The sequence below is a fragment of the Rhizobium terrae genome, from assembly GCF_003425685.1.
Classification (GTDB): domain Bacteria; phylum Pseudomonadota; class Alphaproteobacteria; order Rhizobiales; family Rhizobiaceae; genus Neorhizobium; species Neorhizobium terrae.
On sequence record NZ_QJKM01000003.1, the window covers coordinates 276,152 to 301,813 of the forward strand.

A 25,662-nucleotide genomic window follows, 5' to 3' on the forward strand; every position below is an offset into this window, starting at 1 on the left:
ATTGTTCCCATGATTTCGCCCTGCATCCTCGTCTGCTCCATCGACCTCAAGACCGGCTACTGTTTCGGCTGCGGACGCACGCGCGACGAGATCGCCGGCTGGATGGACTATACGGATGCGGAACGACGCCGGCTGATGGACATCCTGCCCGCCCGGCTGGAAACCATCGAGCGCCGGCCGCGGCGGGAAACGAAACGCCGGCGCCTCGCCCAACAGTCGGCGAAGGAACGCGACAGCGCATGAACCCATTGACAATCGTTCTCGCCATTCTCGGCATCGGCCTTGCCTTTCTCCTCGTCAACCACGACGGCGGCCGGACCATGGGCATCGACAACGACGATTTCGGCCGGCTGGTCTATCTGATACCGCTTGCCGGCCTGTTCGGCGCCGGCATTCTTGCCGGCCGGCGCGGCAGCCTCAACACCGTCTTCCAGCAGTTCGCCATCTGGCTCGTCATCATCCTCGGCCTGGTCGTCGCCTATCTCTACCGCGACGACGCCCGCAATGTCGCCGCAAGGGTGACGGCTGGTCTTTTGCCCGGCACGGCGGTGGTGGTCACGAACAGCGAGGGCGGTAACGAAGTGATCATCCACAAGACGCGCGGAAGCCATTTCCAGACCAATGTCGGGATCAACGGCAAGGTCCTGCACATGCTGGTCGATACCGGCGCCAGCACGGTTGTGCTCTCCTACGACGATGCCCGCGCGGTGGGGCTTGATCCGCAGAAGCTCGATTTCAGCGTCACGGTGATGACCGCCAACGGCCGGGCGCTCGCCGCGCCGGTCCGCCTCGAAGAGATCGCCATCGGCCCGATCGTCCGCAAGAACATCCGCGCCATGGTCGCCGAGGATGGAAAACTCGGCGAAAGCCTGCTCGGCATGAGCTTTCTCTCGACCCTCGGCTCGTTGCAGATGCAGACGGACGAGCTGAAACTGAGGGATTAGATCGAAACCCTACGCCGGTTCGCCAGGACAGGGCCATTGCGACAGCTGCGCGGTCGCAATGATCGTGCAATCATCCTTGCGGCAAAGACAGATTTCGGTTCCTGCCGGGTGGAAGGCCGGGCGTCCGGGGAATTTTCCGGGGACCCGCGCGAACGGGACAAGCCCGTCGGCAGACAGGAAAAGGTGCGCTTCTGCCGACGAGAAGGCAATCCACCGCCCCTCCGGAGACCAGACGGGCCTGGAAAAAGAAGGCCTCGGTGCAAAAACATGCTCGCAAAGGCTCGAGCCGGTCGCCCTGTCTCTCATCACCCATTTCGAGGGCCGCCGGCCGATCTCGTAGATCGGATCGGCAATGATATAGCGGCAGAGAATTCTGGAGCCGCCCGGCGAAATATACATTCCGCTGGCGAAGGTATTGTCCGTCAGCTCGCGCATTTCGAAGGTCTCGACGTCCAGGCCGCAGAGCACTTCGCCGACCGGATCGCGGTCGGATCGAGCCGGAATCAGGCGAACCACCGTCAAGAAATCGGTCCCGGGAACCAGATGAAGCACCCGCAACTGGGAGCCGACCCGAAACGGCTCGCGGACCCGGCTGCCGTCCCGCGGATCGAGGCGCTGGAGCAGGCCGTTCCAGGTCGCAAACAGAAAAGTTCCGTCGGCAAGCAGCGTGCCCCGATCACCTTCTCCGACCGGCTCCGTCTGCCAGAGGATTTCGCCGGTATCGCGGCAGAGGCCGAAATGGCGCCCGGACGTGTCGGTCGCGACAATCCTCCCCGCTTCCGGCGCTTCGACGAGGTGGCAGCAATATCGGACCCTGGCTGTCCAGAGCCTGGTCGGTTCGATGCGTCCCTCCGGCGTCCGCTCCAGCGAATGTCGTTCGATGCGATTGCCGTCAACCGTGACGATGGCCGCGCCGCCGTCGACAAACAGTGCAAGGTCGACCGTCTTCATCGAACACTCCTCGAATGGACCAGATGAGCAGTTGCGAAGAGTGTAGACCGGCAGATGGACGAGCGTGTGTCGGCCCGAGCCGATGTTTTCGTCAGCCGAAATCCCTCGGGGCCAGATCCGCCCCGTCGCCCTTCCTGCGGAACTGGCTCGGCGGCGCGCCGATGATGCGCTTGAAGGCGCGGCTGAAGGAGGCTTCGGCGTCATAACCCAGCCGCTCGGCGACGATCGCGACGCGCTCGCCATCCTTCAGCCAGAGCCGCGCCTGGTGCATGCGCACCCGTGCCACGTAGCGCGCCGGTGTCTCGCCGACCACCTTCAGGAACCGTTCGGCGAAACCGGAACGCGAGGCGCCCATCAGCCGCGCCAGCGCTGCGACACTCCAGTCGCGGTCCGGCTGCAGGTGGATCGCCGCGAGCACCCGGCCGACATCGGGGCTGCGCACCGCCGCGATCCAGCCGGTCGTGTCGCCGCAGCCGTGTTCGACCCAGGTGCGGATCAGCGTCGCGGTGAGCACGTCCGCGAGCCGCGCGACGATGCCGCCAGCGCCGACCCGGTCCATCTCCACCTCGCGGGCCATGGCGTCGAGAAGATGCGGGATGGCGGGATCGCTTTTCGCCAGATCGCTGGTCAGCATCGCGTCCGGCATCAGTTGCAGGAGCGGGTGCAGCTTGTCGATGTTGAACTGCATGGAGGCCGTGAAGGCGAGCGTCCCGCCGCCGATATCGGCGCATTGCACGTCATAGATGCCGCTGCACACCTCCTTGCGGCGGAAACGGTCGAACGGCGTCGGCGGCACTCCCGGCGTGCTGGCCAGCACATGCCGGTCGCCGCGCGGCAAAAGCACCGCGTCGCCGGGCTTCAGCTCCAGCCACTCGCCGGACGGCGCCTGAAGCCAGCAGGCGCCGCAGGAAATGAAATGGAAGCGCGCCGCTTCCTCGGCCGGAAACAGGGTGGCCCAGGGCTCGGCTAGCCGGCAGCGGCCATATTCGACGCCGTCGAGCCTCAGGCCCCGCAGCATCTCGGTCAGCGGGTCGTTTGAATTGAGCGGGAGTTCTTTGGACGATCTGTCAAGCATATCGGATTTTCTAGCATGGAAAGTACAGGTTGTCATCCCTAAGTCTGTGCCACTCCCGCAACGGGACTCTGTGAACCTCCCAACACAGGACGACAACCATGACAGACAGCACTTTCGAAGCGGACGCGCGCGCCGCGTCCGGCGCCGACATGTCCGGCCCCGGCGCCTCCCCCAAGGCCTCCCACCAGGCCCGCTGGGACGCGATCTTTTCCCTCACCCTCGGCGTCTTCGGCCTCGTCACCGCCGAGTTCCTGCCGGCAAGCCTTCTCACGCCCATCTCCGCCGATCTCGGCATCAGTTCCGGCACGGCGGGACAGACGGTCACGGTCACCGCGATCGTCGCCGCCATCGCCGGTCCGGCGGTCGTCATCGGCACGCGCAGCCTCAACCGCCGCTGGACGCTGTTCGGGCTCACCGCCCTTCTCGTCATCGCCAGCGCGCTTGCAGCGCTCGCCAACGGCCTGACGCTGCTCCTCGTCTCGCGCGTCCTGCTCGGCATCGGGCTTGGCGGCTTCTGGGCGATGGCCGGCGCGCTCGCCATGCGGCTCGTGCCCATCGACCACCTGCCGCGCGCCATGGCGATCATCTTCACCGGCGTCTCCGTCGCGACCGTCACCGCCGCCCCGCTCGGCGCCTATATCGGCTCGACGCTCGGCTGGCGGGCGGCCTTCGTCATCGCCGGCGCCGTCGGCATCCTGGCGCTCCTCGCGCAGATGGTCACCGTGCCCTCGCTACCGCCTGCCGGACATGCCGGTCTCGGCACGATGGCCGCCGTCCTCAAGCGCCCGAAGATCCGCATCGGCCTGTTCGCCACGCTCTTGATCGTCGCCGGCCATTTCGCGGGCTTCACCTATATCCGCCCGTATCTCGAAGAAGTCCCGCATTTCGACGTCGAGATGATCTCGCTCGTGCTCCTCGCCTACGGCATCGGCGGCTTCTTCGGCAACATCGTCGGCGGCATGATCACCGAGCGCAGCGCGACCATGGGCGTCGTCTTCGCCTCCAGCTTGATTGCGGCCTCGGCGGTGATCCTCGCCACGCTCGGCGTCTCGCCGGTCGCCTCGGCCGTCGCAGCCACCCTGTGGGGCTTCGCCTTCGGCGCGCTGCCGGTCAGCATCCAGAGCTACATCACCCGCGCCGCCCCGGACGAGGCCGAAAGCGCCGGCGCCCTGCTGCTGACGACGTTCCAGATCGCGATTTCCAGCGGCGCGGTCCTCGGCGGCCTGCTGATCGACCTGCAGGGCCCGATCGGCGTCATGTCCTTCCTCGGCGTCGCCGCCATTCTCGGCGCCTTCGTGATGGTCGCCCGCGGCGGCCGCCAGGTGCAGCTCAGCGAGGGCTGAGCGGTTCCCACACTCCTGCCGGCTGCGGTCAGTTCCGCAGCCGGTAACCCGTCCTGAACATCCAGCCGACGACCGACAGGCAGATCACCAGGAAAAGACCGACCATCGCAAGGCTGATCGCCGGATTGACGTCGGCGATCTCGTAGAAGCTCCAGCGGAAACCGCTGACGAGGTAGAGAACCGGATTGAGATGGCTCACCGCCTGCCAGAAGGGCGGCAGCATGTCGATCGAATAGAAGCTGCCGCCGAGGAAGGTCAGCGGCGGCACGACGAGCATCGGCACGATGTTCAGTTGCTCGAAGTTCTTCGCCCAGATGCCGATGATGAAGCCGAACAGGCTGAAGCTGACCGCCGTCAGCACCAGGAAGACCACCATCATGAACGGATGGGCGATCGAGATGTCGACGAAGAAGGAGGCGGTCGCCAATATGATGAGGCCGATGATCAGCCCCTTGCTCGCCGCAGCCCCCACGTAACCGACAAGGATCTCCGTCATCGCCACCGGCGCCGAAAGGATCTCGTAGATCGTTCCGGTGAATTTCGGGAAATAGATGCCGATCGAGCCGTTTGCGATGCATTGCGTGAGCAGCGTCAGCATGATCAGGCCCGGCGTGATGAAGGAGCCGTAGGACACGCCCTCGACCGTCTGGATGCGCGAGCCGATCGCGGTCCCGAAGACGATGAAATAGAGCGAGGTGGTGATGACCGGCGAGATGACGCTCTGCAGCAGCGTGCGCTGCATGCGGGCCATCTCGAAAACGTAGATCGACTTGATCGCCTCGAAATTCATGCCTTTTCTCCCGCCTTTTCCCCGACCAGCGCAACAAAGATGTCTTCGAGCGAGCTTTGCCGGGTGGAAAGATCGCGGAAATGAATGTCCTCGGCGGCGAGCGTCGAAAGCAGCGAGGCGATCGTGCCCTGCCCTTCGTCGCCCTGATATTCGTGGATCAGCGCGGTGCCGTCTTCGGACAGCGTCAGATTGTGCAGGGCAAGGCTCGACGGCACCGCTCTCAACGGCTCGACCAGTTCGAGCCGAAGCTGCTTGCGGCCGAGCTTGTGCATCAGCGCCGTCTTTTCCTCGACCAGCAGCAGCTTGCCGCCGTTGATGACGCCGACCCGGTCGGCGATCTCCTCGGCCTCCTCGATATAATGGGTGGTGAGGATGATCGTCACGCCGTTTGCGCGCAGCTTCTCCACCACCTGCCACATCTCGCGGCGCAGGTTGACGTCGACGCCGGCGGTCGGTTCGTCGAGGAAGAGGATCTGCGGCTCGTGCGCCAGCGCCTTGGCGATCAGCACGCGCCGCTTCATGCCGCCGGAAAGCTCGCGCAGCATGTTGTCCTTCTTCGACCACAAGGACAGGTCCTTCAGGATCTGCTCGATCAGCGCCGGATTGGGCTTCTTGCCGTGCACGCCGCGCGAAAAGCTCACCGTGTTCCACACCGTCTCGAACATGTCGGTGGTCAGTTCCTGCGGCACGAGCCCGATCATCGCGCGCGTCCTGCGGAAATCGCGGACCACGTCGTGGCCGCCGACCAGCGCCGTGCCGGAACTCGGGTTGACGAGCCCGCAGACGATCGAGATCAGCGTCGTCTTGCCGGCGCCGTTGGGTCCGAGCAGCGCGAGGATTTCACCCTCCTCGATTTCGAGATCGACGCCCTTCAGCGCCTGGAACCCGTTGCCATAGGTCTTGGTGAGGTTCTTTATGGAGACGACGGAAGCCATGCGGAAAGCATCTTTTCGAAATTGATTTGCGGAATTCGCGGCCAATATAGGGACGGCGTTTATCTAAACCATCCCTGTTAGAAGAATATTGCGTTCGATTTTCTTGATCAATCCTTGGCCGGAATGGGCCTCAAGGCCTCACCAGCCCCCCGCCATAATCGAGCGCATAGACCTGCCGACCATCGACCATGATGATTTCACGTCCGCGAAAACGTGAGGCATCGCCGGAATTCTCGTCGATATAGGTCCCGTGCGTGCCGATCCATTCGAAGCCGCCGAGAAAGCGGCCTTGTTCGTACAAGGCGGAAAGTGCTGCCTTTATCGTCGCGCCGGCACGGCTGGCGTCGATCAAGTCCGGACGAAGAATGAAACCATAATAGTTCATGCCCCAGACCGGCACGTCGTCACGCCAGATGATTTCCTGCCCGATGAAATCGGACCCGCCGAAATAGCTGTCGAGATACCGCCACTCCCCCTCACGCCAAGCCAGGTCGCGGGACCTTGCCCGGCTTGAGCGGTTCTCTTCGCCACCGCCGACATAGGCTGCGGCCTTCGCCTTGACGATCACTCGGTCCAAAAGCTCGATGTCCATATCCCCCTCCAGACGGAACATATAGTGAACACACTATCGGAAAGCCGTCAAGAGCTCTCGGTTAGACGATAATCGTCAGGAAGAACTGGATCGAGATGACGATCAGGAAGATGCCGAAACCGGCTTCGAGCTGGCGTTTCGACATGGCATGCGCCAGCCGCGCACCGACCGGCGCCAGACAAAGCGTGATCGGGATGAGCAGCAGCACGGCCAGCCAGTTGATATATCCGGTGGAAAATGGCGGCAGGCCGGGCACGCCCCAGCCGCCCCAGACATAACCCGCCAGTCCGGGCAGCGAGATCAGCACGCCGACGCCGGAAGACGTCGCGACCGCCTGGTGGATCGAGCGGCCGTAGAGCGTCATGAACGTATTGTTCAGAACCCCGCCGCCGATGCCCATCAGCCCGGACAGGACGCCGATCCCGGTGCCGACCATAAATTTCAGCGGATTGCCCGGCAGGTCTTCGCCGAGCCGCCAGCTTGCCCGGTTGAAGATCATCCGGAAGGCGAGCACCAGCGCGATCACCGCGAAGATCACCCTCAGTTCGACGCTGGAAGCCTTGGCGGCGATGGCTGTCGCGGCAAGCGTGCCGAGCGGCACGGCGACGACCCAGCCCTTCAGGAGCGCCGTGTCGACCGCGCCCCGCTGCCGGTGCGCGGTGAAGGAGCGCACCGAGGTCGGCACGATGATCGCCAGCGACGTGCCGAGCGCAAGCTGCATGCGCACCTCTTCGGCGATGCCGAGAAGCCCGAAGACATGGAAGAAGATCGGGACAAGGATCGCGCCCCCGCCGATGCCGAACAGACCGGCCAGCAGGCCGGCGACCACACCGCCCGCGACAAGCGCCGCGATGAAGGGCAGGAATTCGATGAATGAGGGCATCAGGGCGTCCGGAGGGAGGCGGCTTGGTGGAAGAACGAGATTCCCTCTTCCGCTGTCATTTTTCCGTGACGTTCTTACAGCATTGTGCCGCGCAGGCAAGCAACGGTCGCGTCTTTACGCCGCAAGCAACCCCTCGTGCGACCGTCATGACCAGACTATTTCAGTTCTCTCGTTTCCGCTTGCCGCATATGTCGTGTTTTTGAGTATCAGTTCTCGTAATCGGAGGAACCGCTCTCCCCGCGAGCCCACCTCCGCCCTCGCCGGCTCATCGAGCCGGCTTTCTTTTTTGTGCTCTTCGGCCGATGCCCCCGGAGATTTCCCCCCGCCGAAGGACAGGGCGAGGCCCGGCGCTGGGCATGGGTGCTGGCGCCGGGCCTCTTTGCTGCAGACGGGGCATGGTCGCGGGGGGACGACGGACTGCAGCGACGACATTCATGCGTCGCCGGCGCTTATGGTTCCAGTTTGGTTGGCAAACGTGGTTTACCGAGCATTAATCTCCACAGGCCGCCGGTTCAGCGCCTCTTCGGCAGCGCGTGCCGCCACGCGGTCTCCAACGCGTCGCGGAGGTCGGCCTCGTCGAGCTCCGCCAGAACGGCCGTCGTCCAGCCCTGCCTGCCCCAGGCGTTCGGTACCGGCGAAAAGGCGGTCGGCAGCATCAGGCATTTGAACTGCTGCTCGTCGGGCGTGAACTTGAAGTTCGCGGTCAGGCCGTCGCCGGAAAGCGTCGCATAATTGCGTTTCACCCTGAAGGCGGCGCGATCGAAATGCGGTGCCTCCGCGGTTCCCGGAAGGGAAAGGGCGAGGCTGCGTAGCATGTCCCCGGTCGCCATGGCCTACAGGCTGCAGTAGCGCTTGCCGCTCCTGCGGGAGCGCAGGTCGAAGTGGAAATGGTTCCAGTGTTCGGCATTGCTGCCGGGGCCGAGCACCGTGTTGAAATATTTGCAGCTGTCGCTGCGCACGGATTTCAGCAGCCCGCCCTCGCGCAGCGAGAACAACCCCTTCTTGCGCACGTCGATCTCATGGCCGTCCTTCAGCACGATCTGGCCGATGTCGATGGCGTTGCCCTTGGCATGTTCCGACATGGGGTTGTAGCGCTGGCTCGAATTGTTCATGCGGCGGCAGGAATAACCGCCCATCGGGACGATCTTCTGGACGCCGGTGAGATAGCGCATGCGGGCGGAAGGGGCGAGTTCGTTCTTGACCCATTTGGCGAAGGCGAGCGTCACCTGGCAGTTCAGGGTCACGGCGGGCTTCACGTCGATATTGCCCGACAGGCCGGAAAGCTTCACCGGATAGGCGATGCCGCAGCTTGGGCCGGCGTCGATGCGCGGCCGGTCCTCGAACTCGACGCCGAGGCGGCGCAGTTCCGCGCGGCAGCTCACTTCCGATTGCGGCATCACCTCGCGCTGCCAGGGCATGTCGCGCTGGCTCATCGGGGCGTCGTTCATCGGATTGTTCGGCCGCAGCATCGCCACCTGGCGGCTGCCGGCCGGTGCGCGGCTCGGTGGGTTGACGCGCGATCCATCGCCCCAGGTCATGCCGCCGCGGGCGAAATCGCCCTCGATGCCGGCGCCCTGCCGTTTCGGCGGCACGGCAACATAGTCCCCTTGAACCGGCTGCGAGATCGGCTGCCGACGCGCTTGCAGCGCCACGGGGTTGTCGGTGCCGATGCCGTCGACCACCGGCTGGTCGCCGACGCCTTCGGCGATATCCGTGTCCTCCTCCTCGGCAAGTCCGGTAATATCGCTTTCATCCGGTCCGAAACCCAGTTCGGCGTCGATGTTGACGCCCTCTTCCGGAATGACCGTCGGCCCGGAATTCTCTGCCGGCCGGGACGGATTGCGGGCGCCGAGCGAGGCCTGCTGCTGCATGGCCTCGTCGCTGTCGATCATCGGCAGGCGGCCCTGGCGAGGGGCCGTCGCCTGCTGCGGCAGGGTTGCTAGGTTTGAAGGCGGCGCCCCCAATTGCTGGGATTGGACCTTGCCCGGCGCCCGCAGATAATGGCCGCTGTCGCCGGTATAGGCGTCGCCGCGAGGAGCGGCATTGCGGGAGTACCCGTAGTCGACGGCGCTTGCCTGGGAAACCGGCATCGGGCTCATCTGGTAGGCCTGCTGGGAAACGGGCTCGCGCGGCAGGTTGCGGACCGGCGAGATCGCCCCGACCTGGGTGCCGCTGTCGATCGATCCGGGCGGCACGAGATCGCCGGAGGAACAGGCAACCAGCATCGTCGAGATCATCAGCAGGCCGATCGCCCGCCGAGAAAGGGAAGCATACGCCATACCAGTTGCCACTCTTCCGGTGCCGAAATGACACAGGTGAGGAGTTTAGAGAAAGTCGGTAAATGAAGCCTTGAGAAATAAAGGTCTTTTCATGACCTTGCTGTGCCGGAATGCGGGATATCGGTAACGCGCGTTAAGAAATTCGCTCGCCTCCGGGCAAGAAAAAACCCGCCGGACAAGGCCCGGCGGGCGCTGTTTTCGATGCTCCGACCGGTCAGGCCGCGCGCGAACGCTGCGGCGCCGAACTGGACGTCACCCGGCCGCCGTTGTCGAGCCGGAAGGCCGAGAGCAGGCCCTGCAGGTGCACGCTCTGCTCGGCCAGCGTCTGGCTCGCCGCGGTGGTCTCCTCCACCATGGCGGCGTTCTGCTGGGTCATCTGGTCCATATGGTTGACGGAGGAATTGATCTCCTGAAGGCCCGTCGCTTGTTCCCGGGCGGCGGTCGCGATCGTCTCGACATGGGCGTTGACCCGGTCGACCAGCGTGGCGATCTCCACCAGCGCATCGCCGGTCGAGCGCACCAGCGCCACGCCGCCTTCCACCTCGCGGGCGGAATTGCTGATCAGCGTCTTGATCTCCTTCGCCGCATTCGCGGAACGCTGGGCCAGTTCGCGGACCTCCTGCGCCACGACCGCGAAACCGCGGCCCGCCTCGCCGGCGCGCGCCGCCTCGACGCCGGCATTCAGCGCCAGAAGGTTGGTCTGGAAGGCGATCTCGTCGATGACGGAGATGATCTGGTTGATGCGGTTCGAGCTCTCCTCGATCCGGCCCATGGCGTCGATCGCGTTGCGGACGATCTCGCCCGAACGGCCGGCGCTCTCCTTCGTCTCGCTGACCATGCTGCGGGCCTCGTGGGCGCGATCCGAGGCGGTGCGGACGGTGGCGGTGATCTCGTCGAGCGCCGCTGCGGTCTCCTCAAGCGCCGCGGCCTGCTGTTCGGTGCGCTTGGAAAGATTGCCGGTCGCGCCGGAAATGTCCGACGCGCTGTCGCGCACCACGAAGCTGGTTTCCGAAATGTCGGCAATCGCCTGGTGCAGGGAACCCACGGCAGCGTTGAAATCCTCGCGGAGCTTGGCATAGTCGGGGCCGATATCGCCGAGCGAGACGGAAAGATCGCCGCCGGCGAGGGCCTCCAGCACGGCGCCAAGTTCGCGCATGGCCCGCGCATGGCTCTCGGCGGACGCCGAAAGCGCCCGCTCGCGGCCGGAGCGTTCCTCGGCGAGCGCCCTGCTCTGCTCGGCCTCGCGCGCCTGCAGTTCGGAACGTTCGGCGACCGACTGACGCAGCACGCCAAGCGCCCGGGCCATTTCGCCGATCTCGTTCTTCTGCTCCGTGCAGGGCACGGTGACCTCCATCTCGCCGTCGGCGATCTTCTGCAGGGCCTGGCGGATGCCGGTTATCGGACCGGTCACGGTGCGCACCACCAGCGTCGCGCCGCCGATCAGCACCAGCGCGCCGACGCCGAAGATCGAGGCGAAGTTGATCGCGTCGCGGCGGAACATGGCGTGCAGGTCGTCCACGTAGACGCCCGTGCCGACGATCCAGCCCCAGGGCGAAAAGCCCGCGACGTGCGAATATTTCTCGACCGGCTGTTCGGCGCCCGGCTTCGGCCAGTAGTAATCGACGAAGCCCTTGCCGCCCGCCTTCACCGTATTGACGAATTCAACGAACAGGAACTTGCCGTTCGGGTCCTTGTCGCCGGAAAGATCCTTGCCGTTCAGCTCCGGCTTGATCGGATGCATGACCATGCGGGGCGTCATGTCGTTGATCCAGAAATAACCGCTGCCCTCGCCGTAGCGCATCGCGGCGATGACCGTCTTGGCCTCGGCCTGCGCCTGTTCGCGGGTCATCGCCCCGGAGGTTTCGAGCGTCTGGTATTTCTTGAGAACCGTCAGCGCCACGTCGTTCATCTGGGCAAGACCGGCCTTGCGTTCGCGCTCCGAAGAGGCGTAGCTCTGAAACAGGCTGAAGGTCATCGCGCCGCCGAGGATGACAAGCGACAGGAGAACGAGGGAATAAAGTCGCCAGGAAATGGTGAGACGCTGCATGGAATCCCCTTTTTTCGAATTCGCCGTCAATTTATAGGGGGTGATAGTTACTAGGTGGTGAAGCATCTTCTAAATCACGAACCGCGTGAGTTAGCCGGCACTAAAACAATTGACGAAAACCGTATTCGCCGGAGGCGTTTGCATCTTCGCCGCGCCGTTCTAGTGTCGTTTCGAAGGGAATCGCCCGAACGTGCCGGAAAGGACGACCATGGCCGAAACTTTGCAGCCGCCTGAGAAACCGCTCGGGAAACCGCTTGGGAAACCGACCGGCGAACTGACGCTCAGGACGCTTGCCATGCCCGCGGACGCCAATGCGGCCGGCGATATCTTCGGCGGCTGGGTCATGGCGCAGATGGACCTGGCGAGCGGTATCCGCGCCGCCGAGCGCGCCCGCGGCCGCGTGGTGACGGCCGCCGTCAAGGAAATGGCCTTCGAACTGCCGGTGAAGATCGGCGACACGCTGAACGTCTATACGGAGATCACCCGCGTCGGCCGCACGTCGATCACGCTGAACGTTGAGGCCTGGGCGCACCGCGCGCGCCACCGGATGCTGGAAAAGGTCACCGCGGGCACCTTCATCATGGTGGCGCTCGACGAGCACGGCCAGCCGACGCCCGTCCCGCCGGAGGAATGACGCCATGGATGCCGTGACCGCCGCCGAGACATTCGCGCATATCCGCGTCGTCATGGGCATGGTGGTCAGCCTCAGCCTGGCGCGGCTCCTGAACGGGCTCGCCGGCATCGTGCAGCATCCCAAGGCCGCGCGCATCTATGCCGTGCATCTCGGCTGGGTGGCGTTCCTGTTCCTCTTCCTGGTACATTTCTGGTGGTGGGAATACCGCCTGCACGCCCTGCCGGCGATCGGCTTTGCGACCTATCTCTTCCTCATCGTCTTCTGCGCCCTGTTCTTCTTCCTCTGCGCGCTGCTCTTCCCCACCTCGATGCAGGATTACGACGGCTACGAGCATTATTTCCTGTCGCGGCGAAAGTGGTTCTTCAGTTTCCTGGCGGGTCTGCTCGTCACCGATCTTCTCGACACGGCGCTGAAGGGGGCGGAATACTTCGCCTCGCTCGGCCCGGAATATCCGATCCGTACGGCGATCTACATCGTGCTGGCGCTGGTCGCCGCGGCGACCGCCAATCGGCGCTATCACGCCGCCTTCGTCGCCTTCGCGCTCCTCTACCAGCTCTACTGGATCTTCCGGGTCTACGATTTCCTCACCTGAGGACGGTCATCCCTTCAGATAGACCGACGACGCATCGAAGCCGAGCCCAGGGAAGACCTTGGCCGTCAGGTTGTCGGGCGAGACGCCGAACTGGCGGTAGAGCATGGCGGCGGCCACTTCGCGCACGTCGCCGGTCGGCATCAGGTCGCGGCCGTCGAGCAGCTTGTCGGCGGCGAGCCCCGGCCACCGGCCCAGAACCCTGCCGCCCGCCATCGCGCCGCCGGCCAGCACGGCAAGCCCGCCGGTGCCGTGGTCGGTGCCGTTGGTGCCGTTCTCCCGTGCCGTACGGCCGAATTCGGTCATCGCCAGCACGACCGTCTTTTTCCAGGCCTCGCCGCCGAGCGTTTCCTTCAGCACGGTGACGGCCGTCGCCAGATCACCGACCGCCTTGCCGAACTGCGCCTTCTGGCCGACATGCGTATCCCAGCCGTTGATCGAGAAGCTGGCGATCCGGTAGTCGTCGCGCAGCATGCCGCCCGCAAGCCGCGCCATGTCGGCGATGCCTGCCCCGCGCCTGGCATCGCCATAGAGGGAATCGGCCGAGACATCCGTCCTCCGCGCTTCCGCCATCGCCCTGGCGAAAGGCTCGTCGCTGGCATAGAGCCGTTCCAGGAAGGCGATCTCGTCCTCCGCCAGCGCGAAATTGCTCTGGCTCGACCAGGAATCCGCCTCGTTCGGACCGGTCAGGATCAGTTCCATCGAGGTGTTGATGTCGATCGCCTTGCGCGCATCGGCCCGCGGGATCACCGCCAGCGCCCGGTTCAGCCAGCCGGTCCGCTGGCTGGTATCGGTGCCGCCGGTCTCCAGCATGTCCTGCCCGTCGAAATGGCTGCGCTGGTCGCGATAGGGCGTCGAGACCGCATGCACGAAGGAAACTTCGCCCGCCTGCCACAGCGGCATCAGCGCGGACGCCGCCGGGTTGAGGCCGAAGAAGCCGTCGAGATCGATGAGCCCCGTATCGGGCCTCAGGCCGAGTTTCGGCCTCAGCGCCGCAAAGGCGGGGTCACCATGCGGCTGGACGAAATCGAGCCCGTCCATCGCGCCGCGCAGGATGATCGTCACGAAGCGGTTGTCGCCCGGCATCGCGGCGAAGCTCACCGGCGTCAGCACCGGGGCCGCCGCCGCACAGCAGGCGCCGGCAAGAAAGCCGCGGCGGGACAACAGGAAGCGTTCAGGTATGGTCATCTCCTATCTCCTGTTGAACTCGGGGGATGCGAGAACCATGGCGAGGCCGTGCACCTTGTTGGGAGCCTGCGCCACGATCCGGCGGGTTTCCGGCCGGGCGGCGTCGGCGAGCGCCGCCTCCAGGAAGGCCGGCGGCTCCAATCTCTGGGCGAACAGGCGCCCGATCATGCGCGACCAGGCGATCCGCTCGCTGAGCTGGCTCGGCGCCAGCCAGACGCTCGCCTCGTCGGCAAAACCGGCCGGGCTCGGCGGCTGCCAGATCGGCTGGCCCATGCGCTGCAATGCCCCGAGCGTCAGCCCGTTGGCGCGGCCGGCCCGTTTCTTCGTCTCCTCCGCATCGGCCGCGCCGGCCATTTCCATGGCCTTGCCGACAGGCCCCTCGTCGTCCCCCGCCTCCATGTCGCGCAGGAGACCGGCAAGGTTCTTCTCCGGCAGATCGAGGGCGCGGAAGCCCGACACCAGGAATTCGAACGGCCTCTTGATCTTCCGGCCGGGATCGGCCCAGGCGAGCGGATGGGTCAGCATGGCGCGATAGACCTCGGTCAGGTCGCCCTCGCTCTTCGCCCAGGCATCCGTCATCGCCGCCACCACCTCCTGCGGCGGATCGTCGGCGATGAAATGCCGGACGAGCTTGCGGGAAACATGCAGGGCCGTCTTGGGGTCGGCCGCGAGATCCTCCAGCATCAGGACGTGGTCCTGGCCGCCCTCGTCGTCCTGGTAGGATCTGCCGAGCAGTGTGATCGGCCCGGCCTCCGCCAGCCGCGGCCGATAAACCACTTCGAGCGCCCGGTTGTCGACCGACAGGCCGGTCAGGATCAGTGCCGCGGCGCGCACGTCGTCCTGCGTATAACCGCTGCCGGCGCCGAGCGTGTGAAGTTCCAGAAGCTCGCGGCCGAGGTTTTCGTTGAGGCCGCGATTGTCGCGCCGTCCGGCAACCGAATCCGGCCCGACGCTCTGGTTCTGGTCGAGATAGATCAGCATGGCCGGATGCAGGATCGCCGCCTGCAGCAGTCTCGAAAACGAGCCGGCGAGATTGGGGCGGATCGCCTGCGCCTCGTAGAGCGGCACGATCATCCGCATCGGCAGCGATTTCAGGACGCTGACGGAGAAATGATCGACCCAGAAGCTCGCCAGCCGCTCGTGGAAGCCGAGCGGCGAATGAATGGCCTGGCCAAGCCGCGCCATCGCGTCCTGGCGGTAGATGCGCTGCGCCTCGCGCTGGGTTTCCCTGCGGATGCTCTCGTTCGGATTGCCGGCCTGCGCCGCCTTCGCCTCGGCCGCCCGGACCGAAAGGACACGCGTCGCCGTCTCCAGCCGGCCGCCCGCCCCTTCGCGGGGAAAGCCCGGCCTTTCTTTCGCGCCCTCGTTGAGCTGCGCCAGCAGCGCATCGGCGTCGCGCGGAGCCTCTTCGCCGGGCCGCAGCCCATAACCGAAACGGATTGCGGCCAGGGTCGGGTTCGCCATGGTCGAATTCGGAAGTGCCATTCGATCACTCCTCTTTGGGCACTCAGGTTCGGCGACAAATGTGGTGGAAACGGTCAAAAAATGCGGCCTTTTCGGGACATGGAGATTTTGTAACGTCGGCGGCGTGGCAACGTTCCCAAGAACGCGAACCGGCCTCCCAATTCGCTTATTTGTTGCATTAGTTCTTATTTTCAATCATACTTTATTAAGCTTATCTGAGGGGGTGGGCACATGGGGAAATATCGCTGCGCTCTTGTCGCGGCCGCGATGGCCATTACCGCGGGTTGCACACCGTCCGTGGCGGGGGGACCGAACCTCAGCCAGTATAACGGGGTCACCTCCGCCTATTTTGCGGACGGTTATTCGGCCAAGCGGCTGAGGGCCTATCACGAGACGGACGAAGCCGACCGGCGCGGCATCCGCAATTCCATCGTCCTCAGCGCCATGGGATCGATCGATGTCCAGTATGCGCGTTTCTCGGCCGAGCTGACCCAGGAAAGCCAGGGCGTGCCGTTCCTGGCCACGCTGACCAGCCTTTCGCTGAGCGGTGCGGGAACGCTGGCCGCCGCCAAGGCCGCCAAGACCGCGCTCGCGGCCGTGGACACGGGGATCAAGGGTGCCCACGCCGCATACGACAAGAACATCCTGTCGGAAAAGACCATCCAGTTCCTGCAGAAGCAGATGCGGGCGAACAGGAACAGGGTTCGCTCGTCGATCCTCAGCAAGCTCGCACTCGACACGGCGGCCTATCCGCTCGAATTGGCGCTGATGGACGTCAACGAATACGCATCGGCCGGCACCATCACGGCCGGACTGATCGGCATCGACGAGCAGACGTCGGATGTGCTGGCCCGCTCCGAAGATGCCAAGGTCGAGACCGTTTATGCCTTTTCGGCCGACAACGCGTCGGCGCTGATCAACGGTTACATCGACAAATCCCCGGACGCTCCGCAGACGATCAGGCAATGGCTCGCCCAGGAGAAGATTGCCGCCTCGCTGACGGAGTTCGTTTACGCCCCGCAGTTTGCCTCCTCCCGGGCCAGGTTCGTCCAGGCCAAGGGGCTAAGGTAAGCCGCCCGGCCGTCCTTCGGTTTTCCGACGCAAGACCCGCTTTGATCCATCGTTTTGAAGGAGGAGATGCATGACCACGATCACAGGTGTCCCCGAGTCGGAACTGAACAAGGTTCTGCGCCTCATCGCGCTCGACGGCTTTACCGTCATCTCCATCGACAAGAAGGACGGCGGCTATACCGTCGTCTATGGTCCGGCTCCTTCCGGATCTGCCAGCGCCCGCACCGCGTGGATGCCGACAAGGCCGCCGGTCGCCAACATGGACGAGCCGACGCCGCCGCCGGCGGGCCAGCCCGGCGAATTCGTGCACGCCCGGGTCATCGCGCCGAAGACCATTCTTTACATTGACGGCGCCGGCCGGGAACAGGTTCGGGAAAGCGGATCGCGATCGTGGCGCAACTGCAATCCCGGCAATATCCGCAAGGGGGATTTCTCCGTCAATTGCGGCGCGATCGGCGACGACGGCAGCTTCGCCATCTTTCCCGACGAGGCGGTCGGGATGGCGGCGATCGTCGCCCTTCTCAAAACCGCGTCCTATGCAAGGCTGACGCTCAAGGACGCGATATTCCGTTATGCGCCGCCGAACGAGAACGATTCCGACCAATATGCCCGACAGATCGGGATCGACACCGGGATCGCCCTGACCGCCGTGCTCTCGTCGCTGACTAAACCGGAACTGGACAAGGTTGCCCGCACCATCCGGAAGATCGAAGGATGGATCGAGGGAACGGTCCGAGCGAACGCGCCTCCGGCCCCTCTGCTCGGGCAGGCTTCGGACACTCTTTCCTCGGCCGCATCGGCAGCGAACGACTGGATGACGGTCGCCAGCCGCGAAGCGGCCCTGCCCGCGGTCGAAAGAACACAATGGGACGATCCGGGTGAAAATCCCCGCATTCTTCGCTATTTCGAGGTCTGCGCCCCCTGGTTCGATCCCGTTGGCGGCGACGAGGTGGACTGGTGTGCGGCCTTCGTCAACTATTGCCTCGTCGGCAGCGGCCATATGGGCACCAATCATCCCGGAGCCCGGTCCTTCTACTGGAACAAGAACAATCAGTTCCGGAAGCTGCCCAGACCGGTATTCGGGGCGATCGGCGTGCGCCGCTATGCGCCCTTCGGCGATCCCGCCTGGGCCACGGGTCCGGGCCATGTGGGCTTCGTGATGCGCTGGACGGACACCAGCGTGACGCTGCTCGGCGGCAATCAATCCCGCACGATCAAGGAGATGACGTATCCCCTGACCGAAAGGGACGCCTCCGGGGCCGTAAGCTCCGAGTTCGTCGCTTGGATGATGCCGGTCATCATCTGAGTGCCGCACCGGCAGCGGCAGAGCTCCGGATTCTGCGATAATCTGCGGCGTTACTTCTTTGTTCAGTATAAGCGCAGGACAATTCCGGAATCGCGGCTCGGTCAATACTTTCTTATTGGAGCGCGGGGATAGTACAGCCATTCGATGATGGACTAGGCTTTACTAAGCTCGATGGAAGCGGAACTCAAGACCGGCCGCACAGATCCGGCCCTCGCATTGGACGTCAAACGCGCCCAGGCAGCGACGATGCTCGAAAGGCTGCTGTCGACGGTCCTAACCAATGCCGGCGTGTCGGCATCCGCATTGTTCGTCGTCGGTGTGAGCCGCGAGTTCGGTCTGCCTGCAATCGCCTGGTTTCTGGCCGTCATCGCCAGCTTGATCCTGCGCGTCGCCATGGCCTCCATTCTGAAACGCTGGGAAACCATCGACCACTCCCCACAGGCGGCATTGGACGCGATGACGGTGGGCGCACTCCTGAGCGGCATCGCCTGGGCCTGCCTTCCCCTGTCGCTGCCGGGTTTCGAGGCGATCGGCCGGGATGGCGCGCTCTATCTGATGATGCTGGGGATCGCCACCGGCGCGGTGCTGATGGGGGTCGGCTACAGTCCCATTTCGCTCGCCTTCGCGCTGCCGCCGCACGCTTCCGTGATCCTGTCGTTCGCATTCAGCGGCAGTCCCGGCAGCTGGCTGCTGGCGCTCAATGTCGTTGCCCTGGCGATCATCCTCATCCGCAGCAGCCGTATGAGCCAGGCGATCTTCGTCGGCAATGTCCTCGGCAAGCTGCAGGCGACGGCGCTCGCCGATTCCCTCTCCTCCGCCAATGGCGACATTCTGCGCGCCAACTACCGGCTGAAAGTGCTGGCCAGCTGCGATCCGCTGACCGGGCTTGCCAACCGCGCCGCATTCAATGCCGCGCTGAGCACGTGCATAGCCGAAGCGCGCCAGCAGGAAGAGCAGCTCGCCCTGCTGATCCTCGACCTCGACCGCTTCAAATCGATCAACGACACGCTCGGCCACAGCGCCGGCGACACGTTGCTGATCGAGGTGAGCGAAAGGCTGCGCTCGGCCGTCGACGGAAAGGGCACCATCGCGCGTCTCGGCGGCGACGAATTCGCCGTCATCGTCGGCGGGCCGGATGCAGCCGGACGCAGCCGCCGGCTGGCCGAAGCCCTTCTCGAACGCGGCCGCCAGCCGGTCATGCTCGACAAGCAGCCGACCGTCGTTGGAACCTCGATCGGCATCGCCGTCTTCCCGGACCACGCGGATACGGCCGAGGACCTGTTCGTCAGCGCCGACATGGCGCTCTACCGCGCCAAGGACGGCGGGCGGCGCCAGTGGCGCGAATTCGAACCGGCCTTCCGCTCGCAGGCCGACCGCCAGCACCAGATCGAACAGGAGCTTGCCGACGCGCTCGCCGAGGGCGGCGTGGAAGCCTGGTTCCAGCCGCAGATCGACCTCTGTTCCGGAAAGATCACCGGGTTCGAGGCGCTGGTGCGCTGGCACCATCCCTATCTCGGGCCGATCTCACCGCCGGAAATCGTCGCCGCGGCGCAGGCCGCCAATCTTGCCGACAGGCTGACGGCGACCGTCGCGGAAGCCGCCTGCCGGCTCCTGAACCGACTGCCAGGGCTCGGCCTGCCGCAGGCGACGGTGTCGATCAACGTCTCGCCGCGCGAGTTCGGCCTCTATTCCGTCACCGACGTGCTCGACTGTATCACCGAGGCGCATCTCATCGATCCGTCGCTGTTCGAAATCGAGATCACCGAGGAGGCGATCCTCGACACGCTGGTCGCCGGCGAGCAGCTGAAGCGCATCGAACGTTCCGGCTACAAGCTGGCGGTCGACGATTTCGGCGCCGGCCATTCCTCGCTCGCCTATCTGATCTCGCTGAAGGTCGACCGCCTGAAGCTCGACCGCCGCTTCGTCGCCGGCATCCATCGGAGTCGCCAGAACCAGGAGATCGTCGGCGCGCTGGTCGGGCTCGGCCGGGCGCTCTCCATGGACGTGGTGGTCGAGGGCGTCGAAAGCGAGGAGGAGGCCGCCGTGCTCCGAACCCTCGGCTGCGGCGTCGCCCAGGGCTATTTCTTCGGCCGCCCGATGCCCGCCGAACGCCTCCCCGGCTGGATCGAAAGCCGGCGGGCGCTGGCGCAGCGGCGCGACGTGGCGTGATTTCCGGCTCTTCGCCCTCGCCCATATCCGTTTCCCTTTTGTACTGGTTTTGTGACCTCGCCCCCTTCCCTTTCGCGATGACTCCCTCCATATTCGCGGCATGGCCAGATCATCGAAAAAATCCCCCGCCCGAAACGCAGGTTTCGAGGAAGTACCGCAGTCTTCATTTGAGGGCGCGCCGCTTTCCGGCAGCGTCGCCGACTGGGTGAGGCAGCTCGAGGCCGAGGCGGAGGCATCGGGCATCGAAACGCAGCGCGAGATCGCCTCGAAGGCCGGCAAACACCGCAAGAAGATCGAGATCGCCGCCCGCGAGGAGGCCATCAAACAGGCTGCGAAGGACGCGCCGAAAACCGCCCAGAAAACCGCGAAAAACACCACCGCCTCGAAGACCGCCCGCGGCGTGTCGATCGGCGCCTCCTCCGATCCGAAGACCCGCGCCCGCGCCGGGCTCAACCCGGTCGCCGGCCTCGACGTCTCGCTGGAAGAGGCTCAGAGCCTGGCCCCCTCTCTGGCTCCGGGCGCCGTCACCGCCACGGTCGAGGCCTTGTCGAAGCTGATCGAGAGCGGCAATCCGCTGTTCAAGGACGGCAAGCTGTGGACGCCGCACCGTCCCGAGCGCCCCCAGAAATCCGAGGGCGGCATCCCGATCGAGATGGTCACCGAATACCAGCCCTCCGGCGACCAGCCGACCGCCATCGCCGACCTCGTCGACGGCATCAATTCCGGCGAACGGTCGCAGGTCCTGCTCGGCGTCACCGGTTCCGGCAAGACCTTCACCATGGCGCAGGTGATCGCCCGCACCCAGCGCCCGGCCGTGATCCTCGCCCCCAACAAGACGCTCGCCGCGCAGCTCTATTCCGAGTTCAAAAACTTCTTCCCCAACAACGCGGTCGAATATTTCGTCTCCTATTACGACTATTACCAGCCGGAAGCCTATGTGCCGCGCTCCGACACCTATATCGAGAAGGAATCGTCGATCAACGAACAGATCGACCGGATGCGCCACGCCGCCACCCGCGCCATTCTGGAGCGCGACGACTGCATCATCGTCGCCTCGGTCTCCTGCATCTACGGTATCGGCTCGGTCGAGACCTATACGGCGATGACCTTCCAGATGACGGTCGGCGACCGATTGGACCAACGTCAGTTATTGGCAGACCTGGTGGCGCAGCAATACAAGCGCCAGGACATCAATTTCGTGCGCGGCTCGTTCAGGGTCCGCGGCGATACGATCGAAATTTTCCCCGCCCACCTGGAAGACGCGGCCTGGCGCATCTCGATGTTCGGCGACGAGATCGACGCGATCACCGAGTTCGACCCGCTCACCGGCCAGAAGACCGGCGACCTGAAATCGGTGAAGATCTACGCCAATTCGCATTACGTCACCCCGCGCCCCACCCTCAACGCCGCGATCAAATCGATCAAGGAGGAGCTGAAACACCGGCTCGCCGAGCTCGAAAAGGCCGGCCGCCTGCTGGAGGCCCAGCGCCTCGAACAGCGCACCCGCTACGATCTGGAGATGATGGAGGCGACCGGCTCCTGCGCCGGCATCGAGAACTATTCGCGTTACCTCACCGGCCGCCGCCCCGGCGAGCCGCCGCCGACGCTCTTCGAATACATCCCGGACAACGCGCTGATCTTCATCGACGAAAGCCATGTCACCGTGCCGCAGATCGGCGGCATGTATCGCGGCGACTTCCGCCGCAAGGCGACGCTCGCCGAATACGGTTTCCGCCTGCCGTCCTGCATGGACAACCGGCCGCTGCGCTTCGAGGAATGGGACGCCATGCGGCCGCAGACCATTTCCGTCTCCGCCACACCCGGCAATTGGGAAATGGAACAGTCCGGCGGCGTCTTCGCCGAACAGGTCATCCGCCCGACCGGCCTGATCGACCCTCCGGTGGAAGTCCGTTCCGCCCGCTCCCAGGTCGACGACGTGCTCGGCGAAATCCGCGAGACCTCCGCCAAGGGGTACCGGACGCTCTGCACCGTGCTCACCAAGCGCATGGCCGAGGATCTCACCGAATACCTGCACGAACAGGGTGTTCGCGTGCGCTACATGCATTCGGACATCGACACGCTGGAGCGCATCGAGATCATCCGCGATCTGCGGCTGGGCGCCTTCGATTGCCTGGTCGGCATCAACCTCCTGCGCGAAGGCCTCGACATTCCCGAATGCGGCTTCGTCGCCATCCTCGATGCCGACAAGGAAGGGTTCCTCCGCTCCGAAACCTCGCTCATCCAGACGATCGGGCGCGCCGCCCGTAACGTCGACGGCAAGGTCATCCTTTATGCCGACACCATTACCGGCTCGATGCAGCGCGCCATGGACGAGACCGCGCGGCGCCGCGAAAAGCAGATGGAATACAACGCCGCCCACGGCATCACGCCGGAATCGGTGAAGGCGAAGATCTCCGACATCCTCGATTCCGTCTACGAACGCGACCACGTCCGCGCCGATATTTCCGGCGTCTCCGGCAAGGGTTTTGCAGACGGCGGCCACCTCGTCGGCAACAATCTCCAGGCCCATCTCAACGCGCTCGAAAAGAGCATGCGCGACGCCGCCGCCAACCTCGACTTCGAAAAAGCCGCAAGACTCCGCGACGAGATCAAACGCCTCAAGGCCGCCGAGCTTTCGGCCATGGACGACCCGATCGCGAGAGACGAGGCACGCAGCCAGGAACGCGGCGGCAAGAGCGGAACGAAGGGCGGCACCCGCGAATCCCTTCTCCCCGCAGGCGGGGAGAAGGTGCCCGGCAGGGCGGATGAGGGGCAAGTCTCACCCTCGACCTCGCTCTTCGCCAAACCCTCCCTCGACGACATGGGCCCGGGCACCGACACCGCAACCCCGCTCTTCCGCAAGCCGCAGCTCGACGACATGGGCCGCGACATCGCCGAACCATCCTCGGGTCAAGCTCGAGGACCATCCCTCTTCCGCAAGAACACGCTCGACGAAATGACCGTCGGCCGCACGGAAAAACCCGTCACCGGGAAAATGCCGCCGAAGCCGGAGGCGGAGGCGGAGGCTGGCAAACGGTTTTCGCCCCTTCTCGAAGGCCAGCCGGAACGCGGTGACGACCCTCGCCCCGTCGTCCGCGGCAAGATCGGCGCGGGGAGCTATGAGGGTGAGGGCCAGTATGGTCCGAACGCGGAACAGAAGCGCAAGGGGCGGACCAAGGGCAAGACGGGACGGCCGGGGCGGTAAGGCCACGACCGTTCCGGTGACGGATCGGATGACACGCCGTTGAGCGCGATGGGCCGGAAAGGCATATCCATGGTCGAGCTTTCAGAGCCGCGGGAGGGCAGCGGGAGCCGCACGGGAGCCCCAGTGGAGGACGATCCGCGTCTTGCCTTCGTCTACGACGAGGCGGTTCGGGGCCTCAATCACCAGCAGGGTGTGGTGGAAAGCATGAATGCCCGGGCCGGAAGCCTCATCTTCGCCACGGCCTTCGTCAATTCGCTGCTCGGCGCGAGGGCGCTGTCCGACGGCCTCGGGCCGTGGGACTGGATTGCGGTGGTGCTGCTGTTCTGCATCGGCGGATTGATCGTCTTCATGCTTTGGCCCTACCACCGCTACACGTTCCGCTTCGATCCCGAGGAATTGCTGGAAAGCTATGTGGACGGCGACAGGCCCTCGACGCTGTCGGGCATGCGCCGTGCCCTCGCCCTTCGCATCAAGGCCGACATGGCGAGCAACTGGCGGATCATTCAGCGGCTCCGGGTGGCCTTGCAGGCCGCGCTATTGTTGCTGCTGTTCGACATCCTGGCGTGGCTGCTTGCCATCGCACGGACATAACCGACCGCCTTCGTTCCGGGCGGGGAGCAGAAGCGCAGAGGCGGAGGAAGGGGAAGACGGGGGCGGCCGGGGCGGTGACTTCTGTTTTTAATTTTGCGTAGCACATAGATGGCGAAACATATTAAAACAGCCCGCCGTCTCGATAGCTAACTTCGCCCAATATTTCCGCATGAGTTTTTTGTATCTGCAATTTAACTTTAGGCGGCAATCGGGGGTTAAAAGTATCGATTTCATTAAAAGAAACTTTGAATGCGAACATTTCAAGGGAGAAGTGGGATTCGTCGCCTTGATAATAGGCAATATCTTGGGGATCGTTTTGGGATCTATTGATAAATCGTAGAGGTATTAAAATACCGTTTCCGCTCCTCGATCACGGATTTAACTGGTGAGCAGCCGTAATTGATGTGCCATCTTGGCATCATGTAAGACTCGCCCAGCGTAGCCCCCAATTAGACGATAGGTGAAGGGGTGAAGTGCTTGTTTTAAAATTAGACGCTATGCCGTCTTGAGAAATGTAAGTGGTTTGGCATATCTGGAGAGAAGCCAAAGTACACTGTGCACGCCCACGGGATTTCTCCACTCTATAGCGGGCTGCTATAGCAGGAAGATATCCCCCGCTTGAGATTTCTTCCCTTATTCTTTTTGCATATCCATCAATATTGACATGTATATCTGAAAAATCTATCGCGTCCGGAAAGAAAGAATTTCTGACTTGATGACGAACCTTCTTGCGCCATTTTTCCGTAAGTCTTGCTTGGCTGAAAGTCTTCCTCAGGTCGTGCCACCTAAGAGGATACTTCGGGGACTGATTGAAAAGGTGCATGAGGCCTCCAAGCTACCAGTTCATACTTGATTCCTCTATGATCGAGACATATCTGTTTGAACAATAGCAACTATTTTTTTATTATTTTCTGGGGCGACTGCAGGAAGCCGAATTTGCGCAAATTTCAAACTGATAACGTGGCAGCGAAATCAACTGTCGAAATCTCCCCATCCCCCATTAAACCTCCCTCAACCTCCTCATGGCATTGACGTATCAGCCAAACTGAGAAGGAGAGTCCCGTGGCGCTGATCGGCTTCAAGAACACCCACAACCAGCCCGTCTACGTCAATCCGGACCACGTGGCCTATGTCACGACCTTCGAGGAAGGGGTGACGATCATCGCGCTGGCGGTGACCGGGGCCGGTGGCAAGCCGGTGGCGCTGTATGTGCGCGGCGATATCGATCAGGTCCAGCACCGGCTCGCCGCGCCGCCGGCCGCCCGCCAGGCCGCCTGAGCCGCCATCGGTCGCAAACCAGCGATCCGGCGGGGAAGATCACGCCCCGTTTTCCGGCGCTCCGGCACCCATATTTTCAGCCAAGCCTTTGATTTTCCTTCCTCTGCTGCAGAGGAAAAAATTTTTTCCGCGCCGTTTTCATCCCCGCTCTCAGGACCCCTGCCTATACTGTGCCCGTCCCGTTTCGGATACGCTGGCAGGCGTGCCAGTGAGGCGGGGCCAGCGCGGTGCGGGAGGATAGGACGCAAAGCCTCCCGCATCGGGTTCGCGGAAAATGGTTTCCCTCCGGCGACACGGGAGAAGCGATGCGGTTACGGACCGGCCTTTT

General features: G+C 64.1%; 22 protein-coding genes. 11 read left to right on the forward strand and 11 right to left on the reverse strand.

All coding sequences use genetic code 11. The features are described 5' to 3' along the window. Nucleotides 1-9: 9 nt before the first annotated feature. Nucleotides 10-243, forward strand: a complete 234-nt coding sequence (locus tag DMO26_RS06925; protein WP_117191296.1) for a DUF1289 domain-containing protein — start codon at nucleotides 10-12, stop codon at nucleotides 241-243. Continuing rightward, entirely contained in the window at nucleotides 240-944 is a 705-nt protein-coding gene (locus DMO26_RS06930) for a TIGR02281 family clan AA aspartic protease (protein ID WP_117191297.1), read from the forward strand. The genes DMO26_RS06925 and DMO26_RS06930 overlap by 4 nt, the downstream gene beginning before the upstream one ends. A 9-nt stretch (nucleotides 945-953) precedes the next feature. Here the strand turns inward: DMO26_RS06930 and DMO26_RS06935 are convergent, their stop codons facing one another. Continuing rightward, a complete protein-coding gene (locus DMO26_RS06935; RefSeq protein WP_117191298.1) occupies nucleotides 954-1,895 on the reverse strand; it encodes a PQQ-binding-like beta-propeller repeat protein in 942 nt (313 codons plus the stop codon). A gap of 91 nt (nucleotides 1,896-1,986) precedes the next feature. Then, nucleotides 1,987-2,970, reverse strand: coding sequence for an AraC family transcriptional regulator (locus DMO26_RS06940; RefSeq protein WP_117191299.1), 984 nt, complete (start codon nucleotides 2,968-2,970; stop codon nucleotides 1,987-1,989). Nucleotides 2,971-3,119: 149 nt separating this feature from the next. Between DMO26_RS06940 and DMO26_RS06945 the strand changes: the two genes are divergently transcribed. Beyond that, nucleotides 3,120-4,313 carry an MFS transporter gene (locus DMO26_RS06945; protein ID WP_117191497.1) on the forward strand — a complete coding sequence of 398 codons (1,194 nt, stop codon included), beginning with the start codon at nucleotides 3,120-3,122 and terminating at the stop codon, nucleotides 4,311-4,313. 28 nt (nucleotides 4,314-4,341) lie between these two features. Here the strand turns inward: DMO26_RS06945 and DMO26_RS06950 are convergent, their stop codons facing one another. From DMO26_RS06950 to DMO26_RS06980, 7 genes are all read right to left on the reverse strand, one after another. Continuing rightward, a complete protein-coding gene (locus tag DMO26_RS06950; RefSeq protein ID WP_117191300.1) occupies nucleotides 4,342-5,103 on the reverse strand; it encodes an ABC transporter permease in 762 nt (253 codons plus the stop codon). After that, nucleotides 5,100-6,038, reverse strand: coding sequence for an ABC transporter ATP-binding protein (locus DMO26_RS06955; protein WP_117191301.1), 939 nt, complete (start codon nucleotides 6,036-6,038; stop codon nucleotides 5,100-5,102). The genes DMO26_RS06950 and DMO26_RS06955 overlap by 4 nt, the downstream gene beginning before the upstream one ends. Before the next feature lie 130 nt (nucleotides 6,039-6,168). Then, nucleotides 6,169-6,630: a DUF5680 domain-containing protein gene (locus DMO26_RS06960; protein WP_117191302.1), complete on the reverse strand. Its 462-nt coding sequence runs from the start codon at nucleotides 6,628-6,630 to the stop codon at nucleotides 6,169-6,171. Between the two features lie 61 nt (nucleotides 6,631-6,691). After that, complete coding sequence (locus tag DMO26_RS06965; RefSeq protein WP_117191303.1) at nucleotides 6,692-7,513, reverse strand: sulfite exporter TauE/SafE family protein; 822 nt, start codon at nucleotides 7,511-7,513, stop codon at nucleotides 6,692-6,694. Between the two features lie 512 nt (nucleotides 7,514-8,025). Beyond that, a complete protein-coding gene (locus DMO26_RS06970) occupies nucleotides 8,026-8,328 on the reverse strand; it encodes an MmcQ/YjbR family DNA-binding protein (protein ID WP_404947021.1) in 303 nt (100 codons plus the stop codon). A gap of 18 nt (nucleotides 8,329-8,346) precedes the next feature. Continuing rightward, nucleotides 8,347-9,792 carry an extensin-like domain-containing protein gene (locus tag DMO26_RS06975; protein ID WP_117191305.1) on the reverse strand — a complete coding sequence of 482 codons (1,446 nt, stop codon included), beginning with the start codon at nucleotides 9,790-9,792 and terminating at the stop codon, nucleotides 8,347-8,349. Nucleotides 9,793-10,006: 214 nt separating this feature from the next. Next, the gene (locus tag DMO26_RS06980; RefSeq protein WP_117191306.1) at nucleotides 10,007-11,839 is read right to left on the reverse strand and encodes a methyl-accepting chemotaxis protein; all 1,833 of its coding nucleotides are present in this window, start codon (nucleotides 11,837-11,839) and stop codon (nucleotides 10,007-10,009) included. Between the two features lie 208 nt (nucleotides 11,840-12,047). Here DMO26_RS06980 and DMO26_RS06985 point away from each other — a divergent pair, with 208 nt between their 5' ends. Further along, nucleotides 12,048-12,473, forward strand: a complete 426-nt coding sequence (locus DMO26_RS06985) for an acyl-CoA thioesterase (RefSeq protein WP_117191307.1) — start codon at nucleotides 12,048-12,050, stop codon at nucleotides 12,471-12,473. Nucleotides 12,474-12,477: 4 nt separating this feature from the next. Continuing rightward, nucleotides 12,478-13,065: a hypothetical protein gene (locus DMO26_RS06990; RefSeq protein WP_117191308.1), complete on the forward strand. Its 588-nt coding sequence runs from the start codon at nucleotides 12,478-12,480 to the stop codon at nucleotides 13,063-13,065. Nucleotides 13,066-13,071: 6 nt separating this feature from the next. On the opposite strand, the gene DMO26_RS06995 is transcribed toward DMO26_RS06990, so the two are convergent. Next, on the reverse strand, nucleotides 13,072-14,250 hold the full coding sequence (locus tag DMO26_RS06995; protein WP_117191309.1) for a DUF1501 domain-containing protein: 1,179 nt from the start codon (nucleotides 14,248-14,250) through the stop codon (nucleotides 13,072-13,074). Nucleotides 14,251-14,253: 3 nt separating this feature from the next. Further along, on the reverse strand, nucleotides 14,254-15,735 hold the full coding sequence (locus DMO26_RS07000) for a DUF1800 domain-containing protein (protein ID WP_117191310.1): 1,482 nt from the start codon (nucleotides 15,733-15,735) through the stop codon (nucleotides 14,254-14,256). A gap of 210 nt (nucleotides 15,736-15,945) precedes the next feature. Between DMO26_RS07000 and DMO26_RS07005 the strand changes: the two genes are divergently transcribed. The 6 genes from DMO26_RS07005 (at nucleotide 15,946) to DMO26_RS07030 (ending at nucleotide 25,334) form a co-directional block, all read left to right on the forward strand. Continuing rightward, the gene (locus DMO26_RS07005; RefSeq protein WP_162894751.1) at nucleotides 15,946-16,785 is read left to right on the forward strand and encodes a hypothetical protein; all 840 of its coding nucleotides are present in this window, start codon (nucleotides 15,946-15,948) and stop codon (nucleotides 16,783-16,785) included. Between the two features lie 70 nt (nucleotides 16,786-16,855). Beyond that, the gene (locus DMO26_RS07010) at nucleotides 16,856-18,091 is read left to right on the forward strand and encodes a conjugal transfer protein (RefSeq protein ID WP_226951213.1); all 1,236 of its coding nucleotides are present in this window, start codon (nucleotides 16,856-16,858) and stop codon (nucleotides 18,089-18,091) included. 171 nt (nucleotides 18,092-18,262) lie between these two features. Then, nucleotides 18,263-20,260, forward strand: coding sequence for a putative bifunctional diguanylate cyclase/phosphodiesterase (locus DMO26_RS07015; RefSeq protein WP_117191312.1), 1,998 nt, complete (start codon nucleotides 18,263-18,265; stop codon nucleotides 20,258-20,260). A gap of 100 nt (nucleotides 20,261-20,360) precedes the next feature. After that, nucleotides 20,361-23,465, forward strand: a complete 3,105-nt coding sequence (uvrB, locus tag DMO26_RS07020; protein ID WP_117191313.1) for an excinuclease ABC subunit UvrB — start codon at nucleotides 20,361-20,363, stop codon at nucleotides 23,463-23,465. Nucleotides 23,466-23,513: 48 nt separating this feature from the next. Next, nucleotides 23,514-24,056, forward strand: coding sequence for a hypothetical protein (locus DMO26_RS07025; protein ID WP_226951225.1), 543 nt, complete (start codon nucleotides 23,514-23,516; stop codon nucleotides 24,054-24,056). Nucleotides 24,057-25,118: 1,062 nt separating this feature from the next. Further along, nucleotides 25,119-25,334 (forward strand): hypothetical protein, encoded by a 216-nt coding sequence (locus tag DMO26_RS07030; RefSeq protein WP_117191314.1) that lies wholly within the window; start codon nucleotides 25,119-25,121, stop codon nucleotides 25,332-25,334. Nucleotides 25,335-25,662 lie beyond the last annotated feature (328 nt).

Bases quoted from the DNA above. Each gene is read 5' to 3' on its own strand.
- DMO26_RS06925 (WP_117191296.1), top strand. From the start codon at position 10: ATGATTTCGCCCTGCATCCTCGTCTGCTCCATCGACCTCAAGACCGGC.
- DMO26_RS06930 (WP_117191297.1), top strand. From the start codon at position 240: ATGAACCCATTGACAATCGTTCTCGCCATTCTCGGCATCGGCCTTGCC.
- DMO26_RS06935 (WP_117191298.1), bottom strand. From the start codon at position 1,895: ATGAAGACGGTCGACCTTGCACTGTTTGTCGACGGCGGCGCGGCCATC.
- DMO26_RS06940 (WP_117191299.1), bottom strand. From the start codon at position 2,970: ATGCTTGACAGATCGTCCAAAGAACTCCCGCTCAATTCAAACGACCCG.
- DMO26_RS06945 (WP_117191497.1), top strand. From the start codon at position 3,120: ATGTCCGGCCCCGGCGCCTCCCCCAAGGCCTCCCACCAGGCCCGCTGG.
- DMO26_RS06950 (WP_117191300.1), bottom strand. From the start codon at position 5,103: ATGAATTTCGAGGCGATCAAGTCGATCTACGTTTTCGAGATGGCCCGC.
- DMO26_RS06955 (WP_117191301.1), bottom strand. From the start codon at position 6,038: ATGGCTTCCGTCGTCTCCATAAAGAACCTCACCAAGACCTATGGCAAC.
- DMO26_RS06960 (WP_117191302.1), bottom strand. From the start codon at position 6,630: ATGGACATCGAGCTTTTGGACCGAGTGATCGTCAAGGCGAAGGCCGCA.
- DMO26_RS06965 (WP_117191303.1), bottom strand. From the start codon at position 7,513: ATGCCCTCATTCATCGAATTCCTGCCCTTCATCGCGGCGCTTGTCGCG.
- DMO26_RS06970 (WP_404947021.1), bottom strand. From the start codon at position 8,328: ATGCTACGCAGCCTCGCCCTTTCCCTTCCGGGAACCGCGGAGGCACCG.
- DMO26_RS06975 (WP_117191305.1), bottom strand. From the start codon at position 9,792: ATGGCGTATGCTTCCCTTTCTCGGCGGGCGATCGGCCTGCTGATGATC.
- DMO26_RS06980 (WP_117191306.1), bottom strand. From the start codon at position 11,839: ATGCAGCGTCTCACCATTTCCTGGCGACTTTATTCCCTCGTTCTCCTG.
- DMO26_RS06985 (WP_117191307.1), top strand. From the start codon at position 12,048: ATGGCCGAAACTTTGCAGCCGCCTGAGAAACCGCTCGGGAAACCGCTT.
- DMO26_RS06990 (WP_117191308.1), top strand. From the start codon at position 12,478: ATGGATGCCGTGACCGCCGCCGAGACATTCGCGCATATCCGCGTCGTC.
- DMO26_RS06995 (WP_117191309.1), bottom strand. From the start codon at position 14,250: ATGACCATACCTGAACGCTTCCTGTTGTCCCGCCGCGGCTTTCTTGCC.
- DMO26_RS07000 (WP_117191310.1), bottom strand. From the start codon at position 15,735: ATGGCACTTCCGAATTCGACCATGGCGAACCCGACCCTGGCCGCAATC.
- DMO26_RS07005 (WP_162894751.1), top strand. From the start codon at position 15,946: ATGGGGAAATATCGCTGCGCTCTTGTCGCGGCCGCGATGGCCATTACC.
- DMO26_RS07010 (WP_226951213.1), top strand. From the start codon at position 16,856: ATGACCACGATCACAGGTGTCCCCGAGTCGGAACTGAACAAGGTTCTG.
- DMO26_RS07015 (WP_117191312.1), top strand. From the start codon at position 18,263: ATGGAAGCGGAACTCAAGACCGGCCGCACAGATCCGGCCCTCGCATTG.
- uvrB (WP_117191313.1), top strand. From the start codon at position 20,361: ATGGCCAGATCATCGAAAAAATCCCCCGCCCGAAACGCAGGTTTCGAG.
- DMO26_RS07025 (WP_226951225.1), top strand. From the start codon at position 23,514: ATGGGCCGGAAAGGCATATCCATGGTCGAGCTTTCAGAGCCGCGGGAG.